This window comes from Pseudomonas sp. SJZ077, assembly GCF_007993905.1.
In the GTDB taxonomy this organism is placed as follows: Bacteria; Pseudomonadota; Gammaproteobacteria; order Pseudomonadales; family Pseudomonadaceae; genus Aquipseudomonas; species Aquipseudomonas mandelii.
This window is the reverse complement of the sequence record NZ_VIUJ01000001.1, coordinates 275406-295847: the sequence shown is the minus strand read 5'-3', so window position 1 is coordinate 295847 and position 20442 is coordinate 275406. Positions and strand designations below refer to the sequence as shown.

17 protein-coding genes, 5 tRNA genes and 1 pseudogene are annotated in these 20442 nt (G+C 59.4%); 14 read left to right on the top strand and 9 right to left on the bottom strand.

What is annotated here, in order from left to right; translation table 11 throughout:
- Positions 1-21 precede the first annotated feature (21 nt).
- On the top strand, positions 22-1428 hold the full coding sequence (locus FBY01_RS01625; protein ID WP_145306016.1) for a DUF1254 domain-containing protein: 1407 nt from the start codon (positions 22-24) through the stop codon (positions 1426-1428).
- A 53-nt stretch (positions 1429-1481) separates the two neighbouring features.
- On the opposite strand, the gene FBY01_RS01620 is transcribed toward FBY01_RS01625, so the two are convergent.
- Both FBY01_RS01620 and FBY01_RS31755 read right to left on the bottom strand, forming a co-directional pair.
- A complete protein-coding gene (locus tag FBY01_RS01620; RefSeq protein ID WP_372241855.1) occupies positions 1482-1784 on the bottom strand; it encodes a hypothetical protein in 303 nt (100 codons plus the stop codon).
- A gap of 151 nt (positions 1785-1935) precedes the next feature.
- Positions 1936-2078: pseudogene (locus tag FBY01_RS31755) on the bottom strand (GNAT family N-acetyltransferase); the annotation flags it as partial.
- 122 nt (positions 2079-2200) lie between these two features.
- Between FBY01_RS31755 and FBY01_RS01610 the strand changes: the two are divergent.
- The 3 genes from FBY01_RS01610 (at position 2201) to FBY01_RS01600 (ending at position 6602) form a co-directional block, all read left to right on the top strand.
- Complete coding sequence (locus tag FBY01_RS01610) at positions 2201-4771, top strand: EAL domain-containing protein (protein WP_145306018.1); 2571 nt, start codon at positions 2201-2203, stop codon at positions 4769-4771.
- Between the two features lie 97 nt (positions 4772-4868).
- Positions 4869-5663, top strand: coding sequence for an exodeoxyribonuclease III (locus tag FBY01_RS01605; protein WP_010456084.1), 795 nt, complete (start codon positions 4869-4871; stop codon positions 5661-5663).
- 111 nt (positions 5664-5774) lie between these two features.
- Complete coding sequence (locus tag FBY01_RS01600; protein ID WP_145306020.1) at positions 5775-6602, top strand: arylamine N-acetyltransferase; 828 nt, start codon at positions 5775-5777, stop codon at positions 6600-6602.
- Positions 6603-6696: 94 nt separating this feature from the next.
- Here the strand turns inward: FBY01_RS01600 and FBY01_RS01595 are convergent, their stop codons facing one another.
- Both FBY01_RS01595 and FBY01_RS01590 read right to left on the bottom strand, forming a co-directional pair.
- Positions 6697-7029, bottom strand: a complete 333-nt coding sequence (locus FBY01_RS01595) for a BrnA antitoxin family protein (RefSeq protein ID WP_010456079.1) — start codon at positions 7027-7029, stop codon at positions 6697-6699.
- 3 nt (positions 7030-7032) lie between these two features.
- Positions 7033-7314, bottom strand: a complete 282-nt coding sequence (locus FBY01_RS01590) for a BrnT family toxin (RefSeq protein ID WP_010456077.1) — start codon at positions 7312-7314, stop codon at positions 7033-7035.
- A 255-nt stretch (positions 7315-7569) separates the two neighbouring features.
- Between FBY01_RS01590 and FBY01_RS01585 the strand changes: the two genes are divergently transcribed.
- Complete coding sequence (locus FBY01_RS01585) at positions 7570-9087, top strand: nucleobase:cation symporter-2 family protein (protein WP_145306022.1); 1518 nt, start codon at positions 7570-7572, stop codon at positions 9085-9087.
- Positions 9088-9205: 118 nt separating this feature from the next.
- Here FBY01_RS01585 and FBY01_RS01580 read toward each other — a convergent pair.
- Positions 9206-9281, bottom strand: a tRNA-Asn gene (locus tag FBY01_RS01580).
- Between the two features lie 227 nt (positions 9282-9508).
- Between FBY01_RS01580 and FBY01_RS01575 the strand changes: the two genes are divergently transcribed.
- Complete coding sequence (locus FBY01_RS01575) at positions 9509-9739, top strand: hypothetical protein (protein WP_010456061.1); 231 nt, start codon at positions 9509-9511, stop codon at positions 9737-9739.
- On the opposite strand, the gene FBY01_RS01570 is transcribed toward FBY01_RS01575, so the two are convergent.
- Together FBY01_RS01570 and FBY01_RS01565 are read right to left on the bottom strand one after the other, a co-directional pair.
- Positions 9736-9936, bottom strand: coding sequence for a hypothetical protein (locus FBY01_RS01570; protein ID WP_010456060.1), 201 nt, complete (start codon positions 9934-9936; stop codon positions 9736-9738). The genes FBY01_RS01575 and FBY01_RS01570 overlap by 4 nt on opposite strands.
- A 179-nt stretch (positions 9937-10115) precedes the next feature.
- Positions 10116-11312: an amino acid aminotransferase gene (locus FBY01_RS01565; protein WP_010456058.1), complete on the bottom strand. Its 1197-nt coding sequence runs from the start codon at positions 11310-11312 to the stop codon at positions 10116-10118.
- A gap of 335 nt (positions 11313-11647) precedes the next feature.
- On the opposite strand from FBY01_RS01565, the gene uvrB reads away from it, so the two are divergent.
- On the top strand, positions 11648-13663 hold the full coding sequence (gene uvrB / locus FBY01_RS01560; protein ID WP_010456056.1) for an excinuclease ABC subunit UvrB: 2016 nt from the start codon (positions 11648-11650) through the stop codon (positions 13661-13663).
- A gap of 147 nt (positions 13664-13810) precedes the next feature.
- Here uvrB and FBY01_RS01555 read toward each other — a convergent pair whose 3' ends face one another.
- Together FBY01_RS01555 and FBY01_RS01550 are read right to left on the bottom strand one after the other, a co-directional pair.
- Positions 13811-15301 carry an MDR family MFS transporter gene (locus FBY01_RS01555; protein ID WP_172962157.1) on the bottom strand — a complete coding sequence of 497 codons (1491 nt, stop codon included), beginning with the start codon at positions 15299-15301 and terminating at the stop codon, positions 13811-13813.
- A 49-nt stretch (positions 15302-15350) separates the two neighbouring features.
- The gene (locus FBY01_RS01550; RefSeq protein WP_077750244.1) at positions 15351-16400 is read right to left on the bottom strand and encodes an HlyD family secretion protein; all 1050 of its coding nucleotides are present in this window, start codon (positions 16398-16400) and stop codon (positions 15351-15353) included.
- 220 nt (positions 16401-16620) lie between these two features.
- Here FBY01_RS01550 and gltX point away from each other — a divergent pair, with 220 nt between their 5' ends.
- From gltX to FBY01_RS01515, 7 genes are all read left to right on the top strand, one after another.
- Positions 16621-18102 carry a glutamate--tRNA ligase gene (gene gltX / locus FBY01_RS01545; RefSeq protein ID WP_008037650.1) on the top strand — a complete coding sequence of 494 codons (1482 nt, stop codon included), beginning with the start codon at positions 16621-16623 and terminating at the stop codon, positions 18100-18102.
- A 189-nt stretch (positions 18103-18291) separates the two neighbouring features.
- Positions 18292-18367, top strand: a tRNA-Ala gene (locus FBY01_RS01540).
- A 79-nt stretch (positions 18368-18446) separates the two neighbouring features.
- A tRNA-Glu gene (locus tag FBY01_RS01535) sits at positions 18447-18522 on the top strand.
- Between the two features lie 53 nt (positions 18523-18575).
- A tRNA-Ala gene (locus FBY01_RS01530) sits at positions 18576-18651 on the top strand.
- A gap of 80 nt (positions 18652-18731) precedes the next feature.
- Positions 18732-18807, top strand: a tRNA-Glu gene (locus FBY01_RS01525).
- Positions 18808-18990: 183 nt separating this feature from the next.
- Entirely contained in the window at positions 18991-19530 is a 540-nt protein-coding gene (locus FBY01_RS01520; RefSeq protein ID WP_008151286.1) for a TetR/AcrR family transcriptional regulator, read from the top strand.
- Between the two features lie 31 nt (positions 19531-19561).
- A complete protein-coding gene (locus FBY01_RS01515; RefSeq protein ID WP_010456049.1) occupies positions 19562-20395 on the top strand; it encodes an alpha/beta fold hydrolase in 834 nt (277 codons plus the stop codon).
- Positions 20396-20442: the final 47 nt, after the last annotated feature.

Below are 20442 nucleotides of genomic sequence, written 5' to 3'. Positions count from 1 at the left end.
ATTGCACGGACGATCGCCGAAATGTTGATACCTCAAGCATTGACAGCCGTTGCTCTAACCCTGGCAGCCTGTGCTGTCTTTCCGCTGGCCAGCCAGGCTCAATCGAAAATCACGCAGCAAGAAGCTCACGCCATCGGCGTGGATGCCTACCTGTATTTTTACCCGCTGTTGACCATGGATCTTACCCGCAAGCAGTTCACCAACATCGAACCCGGCAAAGAGTTTGGCAAGGGCCCGATGAACATGTTTGTGAGTGTGCCGCAGTACCCGCCCGCAGATTTCAAGGGAGTGGTGCGGTCGAACTTCGACACCCTGTACTCCATCGCCTGGCTCGACTTGACCCAGGAGCCGCTGGTGATTAGTGCACCGGACACCGCCGGGCGATTTTACTTGTTGCCGATGCTTGATATGTGGAGCGATGTCTTTGCCTCGCCAGGTTGGCGCACGACAGGTACAGAGGCCAGTCAGTTTCTGGTGACGCCGCCGGGATGGACCGGAACGGTGCCGCCCGGATTGAATCATTTACCCGCCCCCACACCTTTTGTCTGGGTCATTGGTCGCACCAAGACCGACGGAGTTGCGGACTACGCTGCGGTGCATAAGATTCAGGCGGGCTATACCGTGACGCCGTTGTCGCGGCTAGGCGAAAAGGTTGAACCGATCAAGGTGCACATCGACCCGGCGGTGGACATGAAGACGCCGCCAAAAATTCAGATCGATACGATGTCAGCGGCCGATTACTTCGTCTACGCCGCCGCGCTGCTCAAAGTGCATCCGCCCCACATCACCGATCAGCCGATACTGGCGCAAATGCAGCGCATTGGTATCGAGGCCGGCAAGCCGTTTGATTTCGATGCAATCGATCCCGATGTCCAGGCGGCACTTCAAACCGTGCCCCAGGAAGCTCAGGCGCTGATGAAGTGGAAGGTTGCAACCCTCGCGCGCGTGGTCAACGGTTGGTCGATGAATACCGACACCATGGGCGTCTATGGTAACTACTACCTTAAACGCGCCATCGTTGCGCAAGTCGGGCTCGGCGCCAACCTGCCCGAGGATGCGATTTATCCGTTAAATATCGGCGATGACAAAGGCAGGCCGCTCGACGGTTCTAACAAGTACGTGCTGCATTTCGACAAGGGAGAGGTGCCGCCCGTGAGTGCTTTCTGGTCGATCACCCTGTACGACTCTGAAGGGTTCCAGGTCGGCAACGAACTCAACCGTTTTGCGGTCAGCAGTTGGATGCCGTTCAAGACCAATGCGGATCAATCGTTGGATATTTACTTCCAGAACGAAAGTCCCGGAAAGGAACTTGAAGCCAATTGGCTGCCCGCGCCAAAAGGTCCGTTCAACTTGACGATGCGCTTGTACGGACCCAAGCCCGAGGCGCTTAACGGTAAGTGGGAGCCACCCCCCGTCAAGCGGCTATGAAGGTGTCGTATGAAAGCAGGCCGCGATGTTCATCACGGCCTGCTTTTATGCGTTCAGCTGCCTGTTCCACCTCCAGCCCCACCGGTACCACCGCCGGCAGCACCGGTGCCGCCGCCCGCGCCGGAACCTGAACCGCTGGCCCCACCGCTGGTGCCGGTACCGGAACCACCACCCGAATCCGTACTGTTTCCGGAGGAGGGCGAGCCGGGGGTGTTATCGGGCGGCATGGTCGAACCGCTGGTAGCGCCGGATTTCGTACCGGTCGCATCAACACCATCGCCGGAGGCCGCAAAGGTGGCCGCCGAAGCGACGCTCAGCAATCCGGCCAGAAAAATCGAAGTCATTTTGAGGTTCATCAGGGTACGTCTCCAAAGATGAGTCGTTACCTGATGTTGGTGTGAAGGGTGGGGCGGTTGGTGCCGGTTGGATGACGAGTGGTGGGGCCGATCGACGAGCGTGATCACCGTCTTCGCGAACTGGCTCGTACCCACAGTCGTTTTGCAGGTGTCAGAGAGGGCTGTATCCGTTCAGCTTCTTCTCAAGACTCTCCCGCACCAACGGCCATTTCTCATCAATGATGCTGGACCGTAGCGAGTGCGTGTTCGTCCATCCGGCATGATCCGTTCGTGGCGCACGGTGCCCTCCTGTTGCAGGTTGACGACGCGCGCCATCACAGGGTAGCGGCTGCCGATTGGCAATAGTCGTGGCGCGATGTTGGACCCTGGCTGCTATGGTCAATGGACGCAGGCAATCGATTGACAGGATCCCATGCATGGAATTGACCGCCACGACCGCCGCCGCACCAGCGCGCCATACACCGATCACACGGAACCTGGTCTGGTCTGTCGGGCTGGTATTTGTATTGGGGGTGCTGATTGCTCTGGTTGCGTTGTTCAACATTGCCGGCCGGCTCGATGCCCAGGACTTGGCCAAGACCACGTTCTACACCCAGCGCGCGCTGGAAAACCGCATCTCAGCCTCGAAAAACTACGTTGCCAGTTATGCAAACTGGACCACGGCCTACGATCATTTGAATGGCGAAGTTGACGCGCAGTGGGCTTACGTTGAGCAGAACATGGGCAAAACCCTGTTCACCCTGGATCATTACGACGGCGTTTTTGTGGTCGACCCTCAGCGAACCAAATACGCCGTGGTGCGCGGCCTTCAGGTCCAGGACGACGCGGCGGCCTGGCTGTCGATAGCGATGGCAGCACTGATCGAGGAGGTGCAGGGCCAGGAAAGCCTGCTTGCCCCCATCAGCCGGTTCACGCTCTTCGAGGGGCAGCCCGCGCTATTGACGGCGGCGGCGATCGTGCCCAATGACGAAAGGCCGGCGGTCGATCCCCAAAGCACGTCGGTGCTGGTGTTCGTCGATCAATTGAGTTCGCAGAAGCTCAGCGCCTTGAGTGCCGACTATGGTTTGCATGACTTGAGCCTCGCACCTGACAACACCCTTGCTCCCGGTCAGCCTGCGGTCGGACTCACGGGCACCGGTTATAGTTTGGTCTCGCAGCTCGAGCAGCCAGGCCATCAGCTGCTTTGGTCACTGCTGCCGCCACTGGGCGGCGCGCTGTTGATTCTCGCGTTGTTGACGGCTTACTTCTTTCGTTACGTGTTGCGCACGTCCGGGCACGTGGATGCCAGTTACATCAAACTCGATTTGTCGAACCAGGCGCTGGAGGCCAGTGAAGAACGTTTTCGTGCAGTGGCCGAGGCCGCGTCTGACTGGATATGGGAAATCGATGACCAGCATCGCATCACGTATCTGTCGGGGCGTTTTGGCGCCGTCACCGGGTTTTCCGATCAGCAATGGCTGGGGCAGGGCATCGAGCAGTTGTTGTATTGCGACACTACGCCCTTGTCGCTGTGGCTGAACAAGCTCGACGAAGAGCACAGCGTCAGTCACCTGCGTTGCTCCTATCGCGAACAGTCGGGGCAGCAACGGATCAGTCGGGTATCGGCGCGACCGATCCTCAGCAAAGGCGCGGTGGTGGGTTACCGCGGCACGGCCAGTGACATCACCGATGAAGTCGCCGCCCATGCGCAGATCCAGCATCTGTCGTTGCACGACGCGCTGACTGGCCTGCCCAATCGCAACAAGCTGGCGCGCTACCTCGAAGACGCTTTGGTGCTGAAGGAGCATTCGGCGCCGCTGACGTTGTTGATGATCGACCTGGACAACTTCAAGCCGATCAATGATTCCCTCGGCCACCCGGCCGGCGATGCGGTGTTGCTGGAGGTGGCTACCCGTTTGCGTGAGTGCACGCGGGACATTGACCTGGTCGCCCGACTGGGCGGCGACGAGTTTGTGCTGGTACTCAATGGAATGGACATCCACACGGAAATCGACCGCATATGCGAACGTATCCTCCAAAGCCTGCACCAGCCGATCCACTATGACCATCACACGCTGCACATCGGTGCGAGCATCGGTATCGCCTTGAGCCGGCGTCAGGGGCACATGCCGGAGGAGTTGATTCGATGTGCCGACATCGCGCTGTATCAGGCCAAATCCGACGGCAAGAAAACCTGGTGCTACTTTGCGCCGCACATGAACGACCAGATCCAGCATCGCCGCAAACTCGAAAACGACCTGCGTCAGGCGATCAAGAACAATGAGTTCGTGATGCACTATCAGCCTCGTTATCACGTCGATGGCAAGCAGATCGTCTCGGTCGAAGCGTTGCTGCGCTGGCAGCATCCTGTGCAGGGGTTGCTGGGGCCCGACTCGTTTATTCCATTGGCCGAACAGACCGATCTGATCGTGCCCTTGGGGCGCTGGGTTTTACGTGAGGCGTGCGAGACGGCACTGACCTGGCCGGGTGAGCTGATGGTATCGGTCAACCTGTCGCCCGTGCAGTTTGTTCGCAGTGACGTGGTGGAGGATGTCAGGGAGGCGTTGATCCAGAGTCGTTTGCCGGCCAGTCGACTGGAGCTGGAGATCACCGAAAACGTGATGCTCAACGATGTCGACGGCGCGCTCGCGACCATGAACTCGCTGAAGGAGCTGGGTGTGCGACTGAACATGGACGACTTCGGCACCGGTTATTCGTCGCTGGGTTATCTGCGCACGTATCCGTTCGACGGGATCAAGATCGACAAGCGCTTCATCTCGTCCATGAGCGGCACCGGTAACGACCGTGCGGTGGTGCAGGCGATCATCAACCTGGGCAAGGCCATGGGGCTGACGGTGACCGCAGAGGGCGTCGAGACCCTGGAACAACTGGACTTCCTTATCTCGGACGAGTGCCATGAGGTGCAGGGTTTCTACCTCAGCCGGCCGATGGAAAACCAGGCGCTGCTGCCATTGCTCAAGGCATCGCGTGATGAGCATCCTTTGTGAGGGGGACCTTTAGTCGCCTGCTTCAGTTGTCGTCGCAACTGCCATGGCGCACTCCGGTCACAACTGGATATCGTCCATCCGTTGCGAGCCCCGGCCTATGAAAAACCTGAAAATTGCCACTTTCAACGTCAACGGCATGCGTGCCCGGCTGCCGAATTTGCTGGCCTGGCTTGAGCGAGAAAAACCGGACATTGCCTGTTTGCAGGAGCTCAAGTCGGTCGACAGCGCATTCCCGGCCGCCGAGCTTGAGGCCATTGGCTACGGCGCTATCTGGCAAGGCCAGTCGTCGTGGAACGGGGTGGCGATTCTGGCCCGTGATGCGCAGCCTTTGGAGAGTCGGCGCGGTCTGCCGGGAGATGACACCGATACGCACAGTCGCTACCTGGAAGCTGCGGTGCACGGGATTCTGGTGGGCTGCCTGTATTTGCCCAACGGCAATCCGCAACCCGGGCCGAAGTTCGACTACAAACTGGCGTGGTTCGAACGGCTGATCGCCTATGCCAAGGACCTGCAAAGCAGCGAGCATCCGGTGGTGCTGGCCGGCGACTACAACGTGGTGCCCACCGACCTGGACATCTACAACCCGCGCTCGTGGCTCAAGGACGCGTTGCTGCAACCGGAAAGTCGCGAGTGTTACCAGCGTTTGCTGGATCAGGGCTGGACCGATTCCCTGCGTCATCTGTACCCGGAGGATCGGCTCTACACCTTCTGGGATTATTTCCGCCAGCACTGGCAGAAGAACTCGGGGTTGCGCATCGATCACTTGCTACTCAACCCGGCGCTGAGCCCCTATCTGCACGAGGCCGGGGTCGATGCCTGGGTGCGCAACGAACCGCACGCCAGCGACCATGCGCCGACGTGGATTCGCTTGAGTTCGCGCAAACAACGTTGATGTTCAGAGGGTGGGCGATTGGCTAAATCAATTGTCAGTCGAACCGCTTTTTCCCTTATACATGGCGCCCATCGGCGGAGAGATCCGCGGCCCCTGCATAAGGACCGAGCAATGAGCGAACCACGCCTGACGAACCGTGCGGCATACCTGCAGCGCCTGGGTTACGACGCGCCCCCGGCGCCGACCCTGGACACCTTGCGCCAACTCCAGTTGCGCCACACCGGGGCCTTCCCGTTTGAAAACCTCACCACGCTGTCCGGCGAGCCGGTATGCATCGACCTGCCATCCATCGAGCGGAAAATCCTGCATGAGGGGCGCGGCGGTTACTGCTACGAGCTCAACTACGCGTTTCTAGCCTTGCTTCAGGAGTTGGGTTTTGACGCATGCGGCATTACCGGCCGAGTCGTCATGGGTCAGCCCGAAGGTGTCTGGACTGCCCGCACGCACCGCTTGAGCCTGGTCACGCTGGACGGCGTGCGCTACATCGCCGACGTCGGCTTCGGCGGCATGGTGCCGACCGCACCGCTCCTGCTCGACAACGATGCGGCACAACTCACGCCCCACGATCCGTATCGCATCGAGCGCCATGCAGACGGCTACACCCTGCGCGCCAACGTCGGCGGCGAGTGGCGGCCGATGTACATTTTCGATCTGCAACGCCAGGAAGACATCGACTACGTCCTCGGTAACTGGTACGTCTCGACCCATCCGGAATCGTCGTTTACCAAGCAACTGTTGGTCGCGCGCACCGGGGATGGCTGGAGGCGCACGTTGAACAACGGCAGTTTTGCGATTCATCGGGTGGGCGCCGAGAGCGAACGGCGGCAGGTTGCAGATGTGGAGGAGTTGATCGGGTTGCTGGAGGGGGAGTTCGGGATTCGCGTGCCGGAGCATGCGGGGTTGCGGCAGGTGCTTGGGCGGTTGATTCAGGTGACATAGCCATCGTCCCGAGAGGGCAGATTCAAAACATCTGCCCTTTTTCTTTGCGTGGGGCAGGCTCCGTTCCCCCCTTGGGTCTTGAAACGGCACACCCTCAAGGCTCAATCACACGATGGATCTCGCTCAAGACCTCTGAGAGTTTTTTCTCCAGGCTCTTCAGTTCAGATGCAGTAACGCCTTCCCTGAAATGCCCGCCATTCGCCACCGTGGCGTACTGATCGTGCGCGGTGGTTTTTTCCTTGGTGTTGAGCAGCGCCTGGCGCAGCGTGTTGTTGATCACTGTTTGGTAGCCATACCCCTCGCTCTCCGCCATGGCGCGTGCTGCTTCGATGACGACATCATCGAGCATGATGGTAATTCGGGTTTTGCCTTTGCTGGAGGCAACTGCTCCACGCTTGGCGTTGCTGAAGTCGTATTCGTCTTTCATCGTTCAATTCTCCAAATAACGACGGCGCTCGTTTTTGCTGGCGAGGCGCGCGGAAATGATTCGTACGAAATTCGGATCGCGATAGGTGTACGCAACGACCAGCAAGCGAGCTTTGGCATCCATGCCCATGACGATCCACCGTTGTTCATCGTGATGGTTGTCCCGAATCGTCAGTGCTCGTTCGTCGTAAAACACCGGTTCTGTTTCGGCGAGGCTGATGCCGCGATGCTTTAATTTGTTGGCTGCGTTTTTTGCCTTGTGATACTGAATTTCGAATGACTTCATTATGCATACTTTATATGTATAAGCGAGGGGGCGTCCGTGCCGGAGGTCGCTTGGAATGCAAAAGACTAGCGGGCAGGGGAGCAGGCAGATGAAGGATGTATTTCAAGATTTTTGGAGGGGAAAGGCGCGCAGCTAAAGGGCGACATGGACATGTGTCCATTATCTGACTGGTGAGTTGTATACAACTCTATAGACATTTGTCCTGACTCTTGCATACAGTGTGCGCATAACAAAAAACCAGGGAACCCCCCAACCATGAAAACGCCCCATGTTTCACACCAACGGCCTGAGGACGAAAACCTCGGGGTCGGCGCGAATATGGCTTACGGCCTGCAACATGTTCTGACCATGTACGGCGGCATCGTCGCGGTGCCTTTGATCATCGGCCAGGCGGCCGGGCTTTCGCCGGCGGACATCGGTTTGTTGATTGCTGCTTCATTGTTTGCGGGGGGCTTGGCGACATTGCTGCAGACCCTCGGTTTACCGTTTTTCGGGTGTCAGTTGCCGCTGGTACAGGGCGTGTCCTTCTCCGGTGTCGCGACGATGGTGGCGATTGTCAGCAGCGGCGGGGAGGGCGGCTTTCAGTCAATTCTCGGGGCGGTAATTGCCGCGTCGTTGATCGGATTACTGATCACGCCGGTGTTCTCGCGAATCACCAAGTTCTTCCCGCCGCTGGTGACGGGCATCGTGATCACCACCATCGGCTTGACGCTCATGCCGGTGGCTGCACGCTGGGCCATGGGCGGCAATAGCCATGCCCCGGACTTCGGCAGCATGGCCAACATCGGTCTGGCGGCGGTGACGCTGGTGTTGGTGCTGCTGCTGAGCAAGATTGGCAGCGCGACCATCTCCCGTTTGTCGATCCTGCTGGCGATGGTCATCGGCACGATCCTCGCGGTGTTCCTTGGCATGGCGGACTTTTCGTCGGTCACTCAAGGCCCGATGTTCGGCTTCCCGACCCCGTTCCACTTCGGCATGCCAACCTTCCATTTTGCCGCGATCCTGTCGATGTGCATCGTGGTCATGGTGACCCTGGTGGAAACCTCGGCGGACATCCTTGCTGTCGGTGAAATCATCGACACCAAGGTCGACTCCAAACGCCTGGGGAACGGCCTGCGCGCCGACATGCTGTCGAGCATGATCGCGCCGATCTTCGGCTCCTTCACCCAAAGCGCCTTCGCCCAGAACGTCGGGCTGGTGGCCGTGACCGGCATCAAGAGTCGTTTCGTGGTCGCCACCGGCGGCTTGTTCCTGGTGATACTCGGTCTGCTGCCGTTCATGGGCCGGGTCATCGCCGCAGTACCGACCTCGGTACTGGGTGGCGCTGGCATCGTGCTGTTCGGCACCGTGGCGGCCAGTGGCATTCGCACGCTGTCCAAGGTTGATTACCGCAACAACGTCAACCTGATCATCGTCGCCACCTCCATCGGCTTCGGCATGATCCCGATCGCCGCGCCGAATTTCTACGACCACTTCCCAAGTTGGTTCGCGACCATCTTCCACTCGGGCATCAGCTCCTCGGCGATCATGGCCATCGTGCTCAACCTGGCCTTCAACCACCTCACTGCCGGTAACTCGGATCAGCAATCGGTGTTCGCGGCCGGTACCGAGCGGGTTCTTCGATATCAGGATCTGGCGGCGTTGCGTGAAGGGGATTACTTCAGCGACGGTAAACTGCGTGACTGCGACGGGAACGAGATTCCGGTGGTGGAAGCGGCCCATGAATCGAGCGAGCATCGAGCGTCTCATGCTAAAAGCAGTGAGCATGTCTGACGGCGGCACCTGCTAAACAGGCCGATCTGTTGAATAGACAGATCGGCCTTTTGCTTTTCCAGCGGCCACAAAAAAGCCCCTGAACCTTTCGATTCAGGGGCTTTTCGATATTGCTGTCTGGCTCCACGACCTGGACTCGAACCAGGGACCCAGTGATTAACAGTCACTTGCTCTACCAACTGAGCTATCGCGGAATGGCGCGTATGTTACTGATTCAGAAAGAGAAGTCAAGCATCTGTTAGCAACTTGATGGATTCATGGAGACGGACGGTGGTTTATCGGCAGTGGGCGGTTACCAGAATCGCCTCAGAGGTCTACCATGGCCGCCCGGAAGTGGTTACACGCGCTGCCGGCCATTCGCCGAAAAGGTACGTGCCATGAATCACCCAATCCTCACCCCTCAAGACAACGGGGTGTTCGCATGAGCATCGCTCAGATCAGCCTGCCCAAAGGTGTCGGCCCGCATGCCGAGAAGCTGTTTGACGCGATCACCCAAGCCAGCACCGCTGACGATCTGAACCGCGCGGGCGGCAAGGCTGAGGGCTTCGTCCTCGGTCTGGAAAGCGCCAAAGCGATCAAGAGTCAGGTCGCCGAATCGCTCTACGTCGCCTATGACGATGCCGCCAGTCAGCGTGCGACCGAACTGGCTTAACCGCCGAAGGTGACCGTGGCGAGCATCAGCTTGGCGTACAGCATCGTGGCGGCCAGTTGCACCAGCCACAAGGCCAGGCCGCCGAGAAATACGCCAGCGGCCACTTGCAGCACCAGGTTGTTACCGCGTTTGGCCGGTGTGCGAGGGACAAAATGGTCCAGTTCGTCACGGTCGGCGCGTAGGTCATCGTTTTTCATGTGGGTTCTCGTAAGAATTCTCAGGTGTACACAAAACCTGTAGGAGCGAGCGGTGCGGCGATCCTGCAGGTGCATCGTTGTGTGGAGTTTAGAGGGCGCCGATAGCGCTTTGACACTTATCTGCGACGAATAAAAAACGGGAAGCCCCAAGGCTTCCCGTTTTCCGTACTGCGCGAGACTCAGATCACCGCAACGATGGCCTTGGTCACTGCATCAATGTTGCTCTGATTCAACGCCGCCACACAGATGCGGCCGGTGTCCAGGGCGTAGATGCCGAACTCGCTGCGCAGGCGGGTGACTTGCTCAACCGTCAGGCCGGAGTAGGAGAACATGCCGCGCTGACGACCGACGAAGCTGAAATCACGCTGTGGCGCGTTTTTCGCCAGCAGGTCGACCATCTGGGTGCGCATGCCACGAATCCGCAGGCGCATTTCGGCCAGTTCTTCTTCCCACTGGGCGCGCAGTTTCGGGCTGTTCAGGACCGCGGCGACGATGCTGGCACCGTGGGTCGGCGGGTTGGAGTAGTTGGTGCGGATCACGCGTTTGACTTGCGACAGCACGCGCGCGCTTTCTTCTTTCGATTCGCTGACGATCGACAGGGCGCCAACGCGCTCGCCGTACAGCGAGAAGGATTTGGAGAACGAGCTGGAGACGAAGAAGGTCAGGCCCGATTCAGCAAACAGGCGCACGGCAGCGGCGTCTTCGTCGATGCCATCGCCAAAACCCTGGTAGGCCATGTCGAGGAACGGCACGTGACCTTTGGCTTTCACCACGTCCAGAACGTTTTTCCAGTCCGCCGGGCTCAGGTCCACGCCGGTCGGGTTGTGGCAGCAGGCGTGCAGCACAACGATCGAGCCGGAAGGCAAGGCGTTCAGGTCTTCAAGCAGACCGGTACGATTAACGTCATGGGTCGCGGCGTCGTAGTAACGGTAGTTCTGCACCGGGAAACCGGCGGTTTCGAACAGGGCTCGGTGGTTTTCCCAGCTCGGGTCGCTGATCGCCACGACGGCGTTCGGCAGCAGTTGCTTGAGGAAGTCGGCGCCGATTTTCAGGGCGCCCGTGCCGCCAACGGCCTGGGTGGTGATGACGCGGCCAGCGGCGATCAGTGGCGAGTCATTGCCGAACAGCAGTTTCTGCACCGCCTGGTCGTAGGCGGCGATGCCGTCGATTGGCAAATAGCCACGGGACGCGTGTTGAGCGACGCGAATCGTCTCGGCTTCGACAACGGCGCGCAGGAGTGGAATTTTCCCCTCCTCGTTGCAGTAAACACCGACTCCCAGGTTGACCTTGTTGGTACGGGTATCGGCGTTGAATGCTTCGTTGAGGCCCAGGATTGGATCGCGTGGTGCCATTTCGACAGCGGAGAACAGGCTCATTTTTGCGGCGGCTCTGAATGGAGTGTGGAGGGACGTGTCGCGCTCCAGCCGAATGCACTAGAGCGGTGCACAAACGGGGAGCTAGTATAGAGGCCATCTGCGATTGATGGCGACAGACGAATCAGCTTTTCAGGTAAGTTTTTTCGATTATTTTTCGACCGTTAGTCGAATGCCGGCATCAAAGACTTCAAGGGATGTAGGACGTTTGCCTTGAAAGCGCAGGCAATCGGCTCCACATTGAGCACAATCCTGTTTTTTTTCGGGCGGCGTGAGTCGTTTGCGGTCTTTCTCGTTGCTGCCGGTTTGACCGCGCTGGCGCGATATCAGAGGTATACATGTCTGAATTCCAGCTAGTCACCCGCTTCGAGCCCGCCGGCGATCAGCCGGAAGCCATCCGCCTGATGGTCGAGGGCATCGAAGCCGGGCTGGCGCACCAGACGTTGCTTGGTGTGACCGGCTCGGGCAAGACCTTCAGCATCGCCAACGTGATCGCCCAGGTACAGCGTCCGACCTTGGTGCTGGCGCCGAACAAGACCCTGGCCGCGCAGTTGTATGGTGAGTTCAAGGCGTTCTTCCCGAACAATGCCGTCGAGTACTTCGTTTCCTACTACGACTACTACCAGCCAGAAGCCTATGTGCCGTCATCGGACACCTTCATCGAGAAAGACGCCTCGATCAACGACCACATCGAGCAGATGCGGCTGTCCGCGACCAAGGCGCTGCTGGAACGCAAGGACGCGATCATCGTCACCACGGTGTCGTGCATCTATGGTTTGGGCAGTCCGGAAACCTATTTGAAAATGGTGCTGCACGTGGATCGCGGCGACAAGCTCGATCAACGTGCGTTGCTGCGTCGCCTGGCAGACTTGCAATACACCCGCAATGACATGGAGTTCGCCCGGGCGACGTTCCGGGTGCGCGGTGATGTGATTGATATCCACCCGGCGGAATCCGACTTCGAAGCGATCCGCATCGAGCTGTTCGATGACGAAGTCGAGAGCCTGTCGGCTTTCGATCCGCTGACCGGCGAAGTAATCCGCAAGTTGCCGCGATTCACTTTCTACCCGAAAAGCCACTACGTGACGCCACGGGAAACCCTGCTGGGTGCCGTCGAAGGGATCAAGGTCGAATTGCAGGAGCGCCTGGATTACCTGCGAACCAACAACAAACTGGTGGAAGCCCAGCGCCTGGAGCAGCGCACCCGTTTCGACCTGGAGATGATCCTCGAACTGGGTTACTGCAACGGTATCGAAAACTACTCGCGCTACCTGTCGGGCCGTGAATCCGGCCAGGCGCCACCGACTCTCTTCGACTACCTGCCGGCCGACGCCTTGCTGGTGATCGACGAATCCCACGTCAGCGTGCCGCAGGTCGGTGCCATGTATAAGGGCGACCGTTCCCGTAAAGAGACGCTGGTGGAATACGGCTTCCGCTTGCCGTCAGCGCTGGATAACCGGCCGATGCGTTTCGACGAATTTGAAAGCATCAGCCCGCAGACGATTTTCGTCTCGGCCACGCCGGGCAATTACGAAGCGGAACACGCCGGTCGCGTGGTCGAACAACTGGTTCGCCCAACCGGCCTGGTGGACCCGCAAATCGAAATCCGCCCGGCGTTGACCCAGGTTGACGATCTGCTCTCGGAAATCGGTAAACGTGTGGCGCTGGAGGAGCGGGTGCTGGTGACTACGCTGACCAAACGCATGTCTGAAGACTTGACCGATTACCTGGCCGACCATGGCGTGCGGGTGCGTTACCTGCACTCGGACATCGACACCGTGGAGCGGGTCGAAATCATCCGCGATCTGCGTCTGGGCACGTTCGATGTGCTGGTGGGGATCAACCTGCTGCGTGAAGGCCTGGACATGCCGGAAGTGTCGCTGGTGGCGATTCTCGATGCAGACAAGGAAGGTTTCCTGCGTTCCGAGCGTTCGTTGATCCAGACCATTGGCCGGGCCGCGCGTAACCTCAATGGCCGGGCGATTCTGTATGCGGATCGCATCACCGGTTCCATGGAGCGGGCGATCGGCGAGACCGAACGGCGTCGCGATAAGCAGATCGCCTTCAACCTCGCCAATGGCATCACGCCGAAGGGTGTGTTCAAGGACGTGGCCGACATCATGGAAGGCGCCACCGTGCCCGGTTCGCGCAGCAAGAAGCGCAAAGGCATGGCCAAGGCTGCCGAGGAAAGCGCCAAGTACGAGGCCGAATTGCGCTCGCCGGGCGAGATCGCCAAGCGCATCAAAGCCTTGGAAGAGAAGATGTACGCGTTGGCGCGGGATCTGGAGTTTGAAGCGGCGGCGCAGATGCGCGATGAGATTGGCAAGTTGCGGGATCGATTGATTACTGTCTGAGATTTGCGGTGAATGGGCGGGCGCCTTCGCGGACGAGCCTCGCGCCTTCTGATTTTGTGCCGTTCACATCTCGCTGGCGCGCCACAAACCTTGTAGGAGCGAGGCTCGCCCGCGAAGGCGTCCGAAAGGTCACCACCGCAATCGGGGTTAGTGCGCCTCGCCAGCCTTGAGCCCCACCGGCAACGCTTTGGTCAACAACACCGCAATCATGCTGATCCCCAGCGCAATCCCGACAAAGTGAAACGCATCGTTGTACGCCATGATCGACGCCTGCTGATGCGCAATCTCGCTCAGCTTGCCCAGCGCTGCCGTCTCACTGCCAAACCGGTCCGTCATCGACGCCATTCGCTCCGCCACTTGCGGATTGCTCGGCACGATGGATTCACGCAAGTAATCAAAGTAGGTCTTGGTTCGCGCGTCCAGCAAGGTCGCGAGGAGGGCGATGCCAATCGCGCCGCCGAGGTTGCGCAGGATATTGAACAGGCTCGACGCCGATCCCGCGTCCTGCGGCAGGATGTAAGCGGTGGCGATCAGCGAGATGGTCACCATGATCAGCGGCTGGCCCAGCGCCCGGATGATCTGGATCTGATTGAACTGCGGCCCGGCAAAGTCCGGGTTCAGCACCCCCGACGAAAAGCTCGCCAACCCGAACAGCCCGAAGCCTATTGCGCACAGCCATTTGGGCGACACGTATTTCATCAGCTTGGGCACCAGCGGAATCAGAAACAGCTGCGGCACCCCCATCCACATGATCACTTCGCCGATCTGCAGGGCGTTGTAGTTCTGGATCTGCGCCAGGTACAGCGGTAACAGGAAGATCGAGCCGTACAAGCCGACGCCCATTCCTAGGCTGGAAATACTCGACAAACCGAAGTTTCGATTACCCAGGATGCCGAGGTTGATCAGCGGATTGGGCTTGGAAAACTGCACGATTACAAAAGTGATCAGGCTCACCAGCGCGATGCTGCCCAGGGTCACGATCAGGTTCGACTCGAGCCAGTCCTTGCGATGGCCTTCTTCCAGAAACACCTGCAAACAGCCGAGGCCGACGCCAAGCGTGAGGATGCCCATGTAGTCGGTGCTTTTGAGCAGTTCCCAGTGCGCCTCTTTCTTCTCCAGGCCGTACATCAGGCCGGCGATCATGATCAGGCCGGGCGGTATGTTGATGTAGAAAATGTACTCCCAGCCCCAGTTTTCCGTCAGCCAGCCGCCAAGGGTTGGGCCAATGGAGGGCGCGAACGTCGCGGTCATGGCGAACATGGCCATACCTTTGGCGCGGTGGTGTTCCGGGAGTTTGATCAGCGTGAGGGTGAATGCCAGCGGAATCAGGGCGCCGCCGGTGAAGCCCTGTAACGCCCGAAAGATGATCATGCTCTCCAGGCTCCAGGCCATGGAGCAAAGCAGCGAGGCGGCGAGAAATCCCAATGAAACCCAGACTGCCAGGCGTCGCGCCGACAGCAGCTGCACCAGCCACGCGGTCAGCGGGATCATGATGATTTCCGCCACCAGATAGGACGTGGAAATCCACGAGCCTTCTTCCAGGGTGGCCGACAGCGCGCCCTGAATGTCCTTGAGCGACGAGTTGGTGATCTGGATATCCAGCACGGCCATGAAGGCGCCGAGCATCACGCTCATCACCGCAATCCAGTCCCGCCGGGTCGGTTCGCCGGCCGGGCGGATCAGTTGATCACCGGCCATCGTCAGGGGCGTCTTTGATGTTCACTTTGGCGGTGACCGACATCCCCGGGCGAATCTTGCCGTGCAGCGGATTGTCCGAAGCGAACGTCAGTTTTACCGGGATCCGTTGTACGACTTTGGTGAAATTGCCCGTGGCATTGTCCGGCGGCAACAGGCTGAACTGTGCGCCCGAGGCGGCGAACAGGCTGTCGACCCGTGCGTCTATCGGTGTGTCGCTGTAGGCGTCGAAGGTCAGCGTGGCTTTCTGGCCGGGCTGCATGTGGCCGATCTGGGTTTCCTTGAAGTTGGCCTGAATCCAGATGTCCTGGTCCGGGACGATCGACAAAAGATAGGCGCCGGCTTGCACGTATTGGCCTTGTCGAGCCGCGCGTTGGCCGATCAGGCCGCTGATCGGCGCGTGGATTTCGCTGCGGGTCAGGTTCAGTTCGGCCTGGGCGAGGTCGGTTTTGGCGTTGGCGATCATCGCGTCGAGGCGCTTGATCTCGGCGCTCAGAGAATTGACTTGCTGGCGTTGGCTTTGTGCGTCGGCCTGGGCCTTGGTCACTTGCGAACGGGCGATGTGGTTGTCGGCGGAGAGGGTGGTCACTCGTTCTTCCGACACATAACCGGGTTTGCGCAGGGTTTGCGCGCGGGACAAGTCGATTTGCGAACGACCAAGGCTGGCCTGGCTGGAGGCGACTTGCGCCTCGCTGGCGGCGATCAGGCTGGCTTGCTGGGTCAGTTTGCTTTGCGCCTGCAAACGTTCGGCTTGTCGGGTAGCGAGGGTGGCATTGGCGCGGTCGACGGCGAGGTGGAAGTCATCGCCTTCGAGCTTGATCAGCAACTGGCCTTTCTCAACGTGCTGATTGTCCTGCACCAGCACCTGATCGATGCGCGCGCCCAATTGGCTTGAGACACGGGTGATCTCGCCCTGGACATAGGCGTTGTCGGTGCTTTCATAAAACCGCCCCTTGAAGAACCATTGGGCGAAGAAGCCCCCGGCAATCAGCAGGACGATCAGCAGGAAAATAAACAGGCGTCGCTTGAGTTGGGCAGGCATGGGGCAGACTGTAGTCGAGAAATTGTAAGGAAAGTTATCAGCAGGTGAATCTTGCATACAGTCGATAGTGGGTAAATGCCATCGGCTGATAATCTGTCATTCATCGCGGCTCAGGCCCGTTGTAGACGCAACCTTGGCTTAAATGCCCTGCTGACTGGAGCCGGGCGGGTATCGCCTGTTACCATTCGCCCTTTGTTTTATCTTCATTTCGAGACTTGCCATGACCACCGTCCGCACGCGCATCGCGCCATCGCCTACCGGGGACCCCCACGTAGGTACCGCTTACATCGCTTTGTTCAACTACTGCTTTGCCAAGCAGCATGGCGGTGAGTTCATCCTGCGGATCGAAGACACCGACCAGTTGCGCTCGACCCGGGAGTCCGAACAGCAGATTTTCGACGCCTTGCGCTGGTTGGGCATCGACTGGAGCGAAGGTCCGGACGTTGGCGGCCCGCACGGTCCGTATCGTCAAAGCGAACGCGGCGACATCTATCAGAAGTACTGCCAGCAGTTGGTCGAGATGGGCCACGCCTTCCCGTGCTTCTGCACCGCCGAAGAGCTGGACCAGATGCGCGCCGAACAAATGGCCCGTGGCGAAACCCCGCGTTACGACGGCCGTGCGCTGTTGCTCTCGAAAGAAGAAGTCGCCCGGCGCCTGGCCGCGGGCGAGCCTCATGTGATCCGCATGAAAGTGCCGAGCGAAGGCGTTTGCGTGGTACCGGACATGCTGCGTGGCGACGTCGAGATCCCGTGGGATCGCATGGACATGCAAGTGCTGATGAAGACTGACGGCCTGCCGACGTACTTCCTGGCCAATGTGGTCGACGACCACTTGATGGGCATTACCCACGTTCTGCGCGGTGAAGAGTGGCTGCCATCGGCGCCGAAGCTGATCCTGCTTTATGAATACTTCGGCTGGGAACAACCGGAGCTGTGCTACATGCCGCTGCTGCGTAACCCGGACAAGAGCAAGCTGTCCAAGCGCAAGAACCCGACCTCGGTGACGTTCTACGAGCGCATGGGCTTCATGCCGGAAGCGATGCTCAACTACCTCGGCCGCATGGGCTGGTCGATGCCGGACGAGCGCGAAAAATTCTCGCTGCAGGAAATGGTCGACAATTTCGACCTGAGCCGCGTGTCCCTCGGCGGGCCGATTTTCGACATCGAGAAGCTGTCGTGGCTCAACGGCCAATGGCTGCGTGACTTGCCGGTGGAAGAGTTCGCTTCGCGCCTGCAAACCTGGGCGCTGAACCCGGAATACATGATGAAGATCGCGCCGCACGTGCAGGGGCGCGTCGAGACCTTCAGTCAGGTTGCACCGCTGGCCGGTTTCTTCTTCGCCGGTGGTGTGAACCCGGATGCCAAGCTGTTCGAATCGAAGAAGCTCTCGGGCGACCAGGTTCGTCAGTTGATGCAGCTGATTCTGTGGAAGCTGGAAAGCCTGCGTCAGTGGGAGAAGGACAGCATCACCGCGACGATTCAGGCGGTGGTCGAATCCCTGGAGCTGAAGCTGCGTGACGCCATGCCGCTGATGTTCGCCGCGATCACTGGCCAGGCCAGTTCGGTGTCGGTGCTTGATGCGATGGAAATCCTTGGCCCGGACCTGACCCGTTTCCGTCTGCGCCAGGCCATCGACCTGCTGGGCGGCGTGTCGAAGAAGGAAAACAAGGAGTGGGAAAAACTCCTGGGCAACATCGCCTGAGGACGTTTGACCTCGTAGGGGCTGCCGGAGGTGGCGATCATTTGATCGTGATCTTCGGCGCCGCCCCCGTTTTTCCGGGGGGAGGGCGGTAAGTGATTGTTATGGCGACAAAAAATTTTGAAAATTGTTAAAAATAAGTTTGACAGCTTTCCGAAGCGCCATTAAGATTCGCCCCGTCCTCAGCGATGAGGGGCTATAGCTCAGCTGGGAGAGCGCTTGCATGGCATGCAAGAGGTCGACGGTTCGATCCCGTCTAGCTCCACCAATTTACACTTCAAGGTCTGGCCACACCGGCCTTGAAGCGATCAACACTCAGCGTTGATCTGTTGTATAGAAGGGTTTGCGTCCCCTTCGTCTAGTGGCCTAGGACACCGCCCTTTCACGGCGGTAACAGGGGTTCGAGTCCCCTAGGGGACGCCAGTTTTACAGAAGCGATGTTGCAAGATGTCGCTCCGCCGCGAGGCGAAAAATCCGGGGCTATAGCTCAGCTGGGAGAGCGCCTGCATGGCATGCAGGAGGTCAGCGGTTCGATCCCGCTTAGCTCCACCAATTTTACAGTTCAAGGTCTGGCCACACCGGCCTTGAATCGATCAGCTCTAAGCACTGATCAGTTGTATAGAAGGTTTTGCGTCCCCTTCGTCTAGTGGCCTAGGACACCGCCCTTTCACGGCGGTAACAGGGGTTCGAGTCCCCTAGGGGACGCCACGATTACCCGCTCTGCGGGATTTTATAAGGGTCATTCAATTATTGAATGGCCCTTTTGTTTGTCTGGCGTTTGGCCAAATCCCCCATTTCTTTCAAACTGTTCTTCAGACCAGCGGTCACATCCACGACTTGCGGAAAATTATTATGAGAATAATATTCTAGTCGTAATATTCGGAGGCAACGATGAACGATAAAAAAGCTCAAACCCGCGAACGCATTCTCAAGGCCGCCAGCGCAGCGCTGATTCAGCGCGGCCCGGCCGAACCGAGCGTGGGCGAAGTGATGGGCGCAGCCGGCCTGACGGTTGGCGGCTTCTATGCGCACTTCGAAAGCAAGGACGCCATGATGCTGGAAGCATTCAAGCAACTGCTCGGTCACCGCCGTGGCTTGATCGCTGACATGGACGCCGAATTGACCGGCGAAGAGCGTCGCGCGTTGGTGGCTGCGTTTTACCTGTCGCGCAAACACCGTGATTCCTCGGATTCCGCGTGCCCGATCCCGGCGTCTGTCGGTGAGTTGGGTCGCCTGCCGGACGCGTTTCGCGTGGCGCTGAATGAGCATGTGGAAATGATGGTCGCGCAGTTGGCGGCCAGCCCGGAAGACACCGACAAAGCCCTGGCCGACATGGCCTTGATGGTCGGGGGTCTGGCTCTGGCTAGGGCGCTGGGGCCAGGAGAGTTGTCCGATCGATTGCTGCGCGCCGCCAAGTCGGCGGTGCTATGACCTGAAGGCATTGGCCTGAGGAGTGAGAGCGATGAGCACGTTGAAGTGGGTTCGTGGCGTTAATGGCACCTTGGGCTGGTTTGCACCGAAACTGGTCGCGAGCAAAATGCGACTGGCGTTCATGACGCCGCGAGAGTTGCCACCGCGTGACTGGGAATTGCCGCTGCTGGCGAAATCCGAACGGATCACCTTGCGCTTCGGCCTCTCGGCGCTGCGCTGGGGGCAAGGTCCGGCCGTGTTGCTGATGCACGGTTGGGAAGGGCGGCCGACACAGTTTGCGAGTCTCATCACGGCGCTGGTCGATGCTGGCTACACCGTCGTAGCGCTCGACGGTCCTGCTCATGGTCGCTCACCGGGCAGTGAAGCCAACGTGGTGCTGTTTGCCCGGGCCATGCTCGAAGCGGCCGCCGAGTTGCCGCCGCTGCGAGCCGTCATTGGCCACTCCATGGGCGGCGCCAGTGCGATGCTCGCCGTGCAGTTGGGTTTGCGCACCGAAACCCTGGTCACCATCGCCGCACCGGCGCGGATTCTCGGGGTGTTGCGCGGTTTTGCCCGTTACGTGCGGCTGCCGCCCAAAGCGCGTTCGGCGTTTATTCGCCAGGTCGAGAAAGACGTCGGCATGCGCGCTGCAACGCTGGATGTTGCGCACTATCAGCTCGATATGCCGGGGCTGATCGTCCACGCCGAAGATGATTGCTTTGTTCCGGTCAAGGAGTCCCAGTTGATCAATGAGGCGTGGTTCGACAGCCGGCTGTTACGCCTGGAGGAGGGCGGGCATCAACGCGTGCTGGCCGATCCTCGGGTGATTGATGGCGTGTTATCACTGCTGGCTGGCCGCAGCCTGCAATCGCGCCAATCGGCCTGAGCATCCGTTACACTGCCCCGGTCGACATCATCTGACCGGGAGTGGGG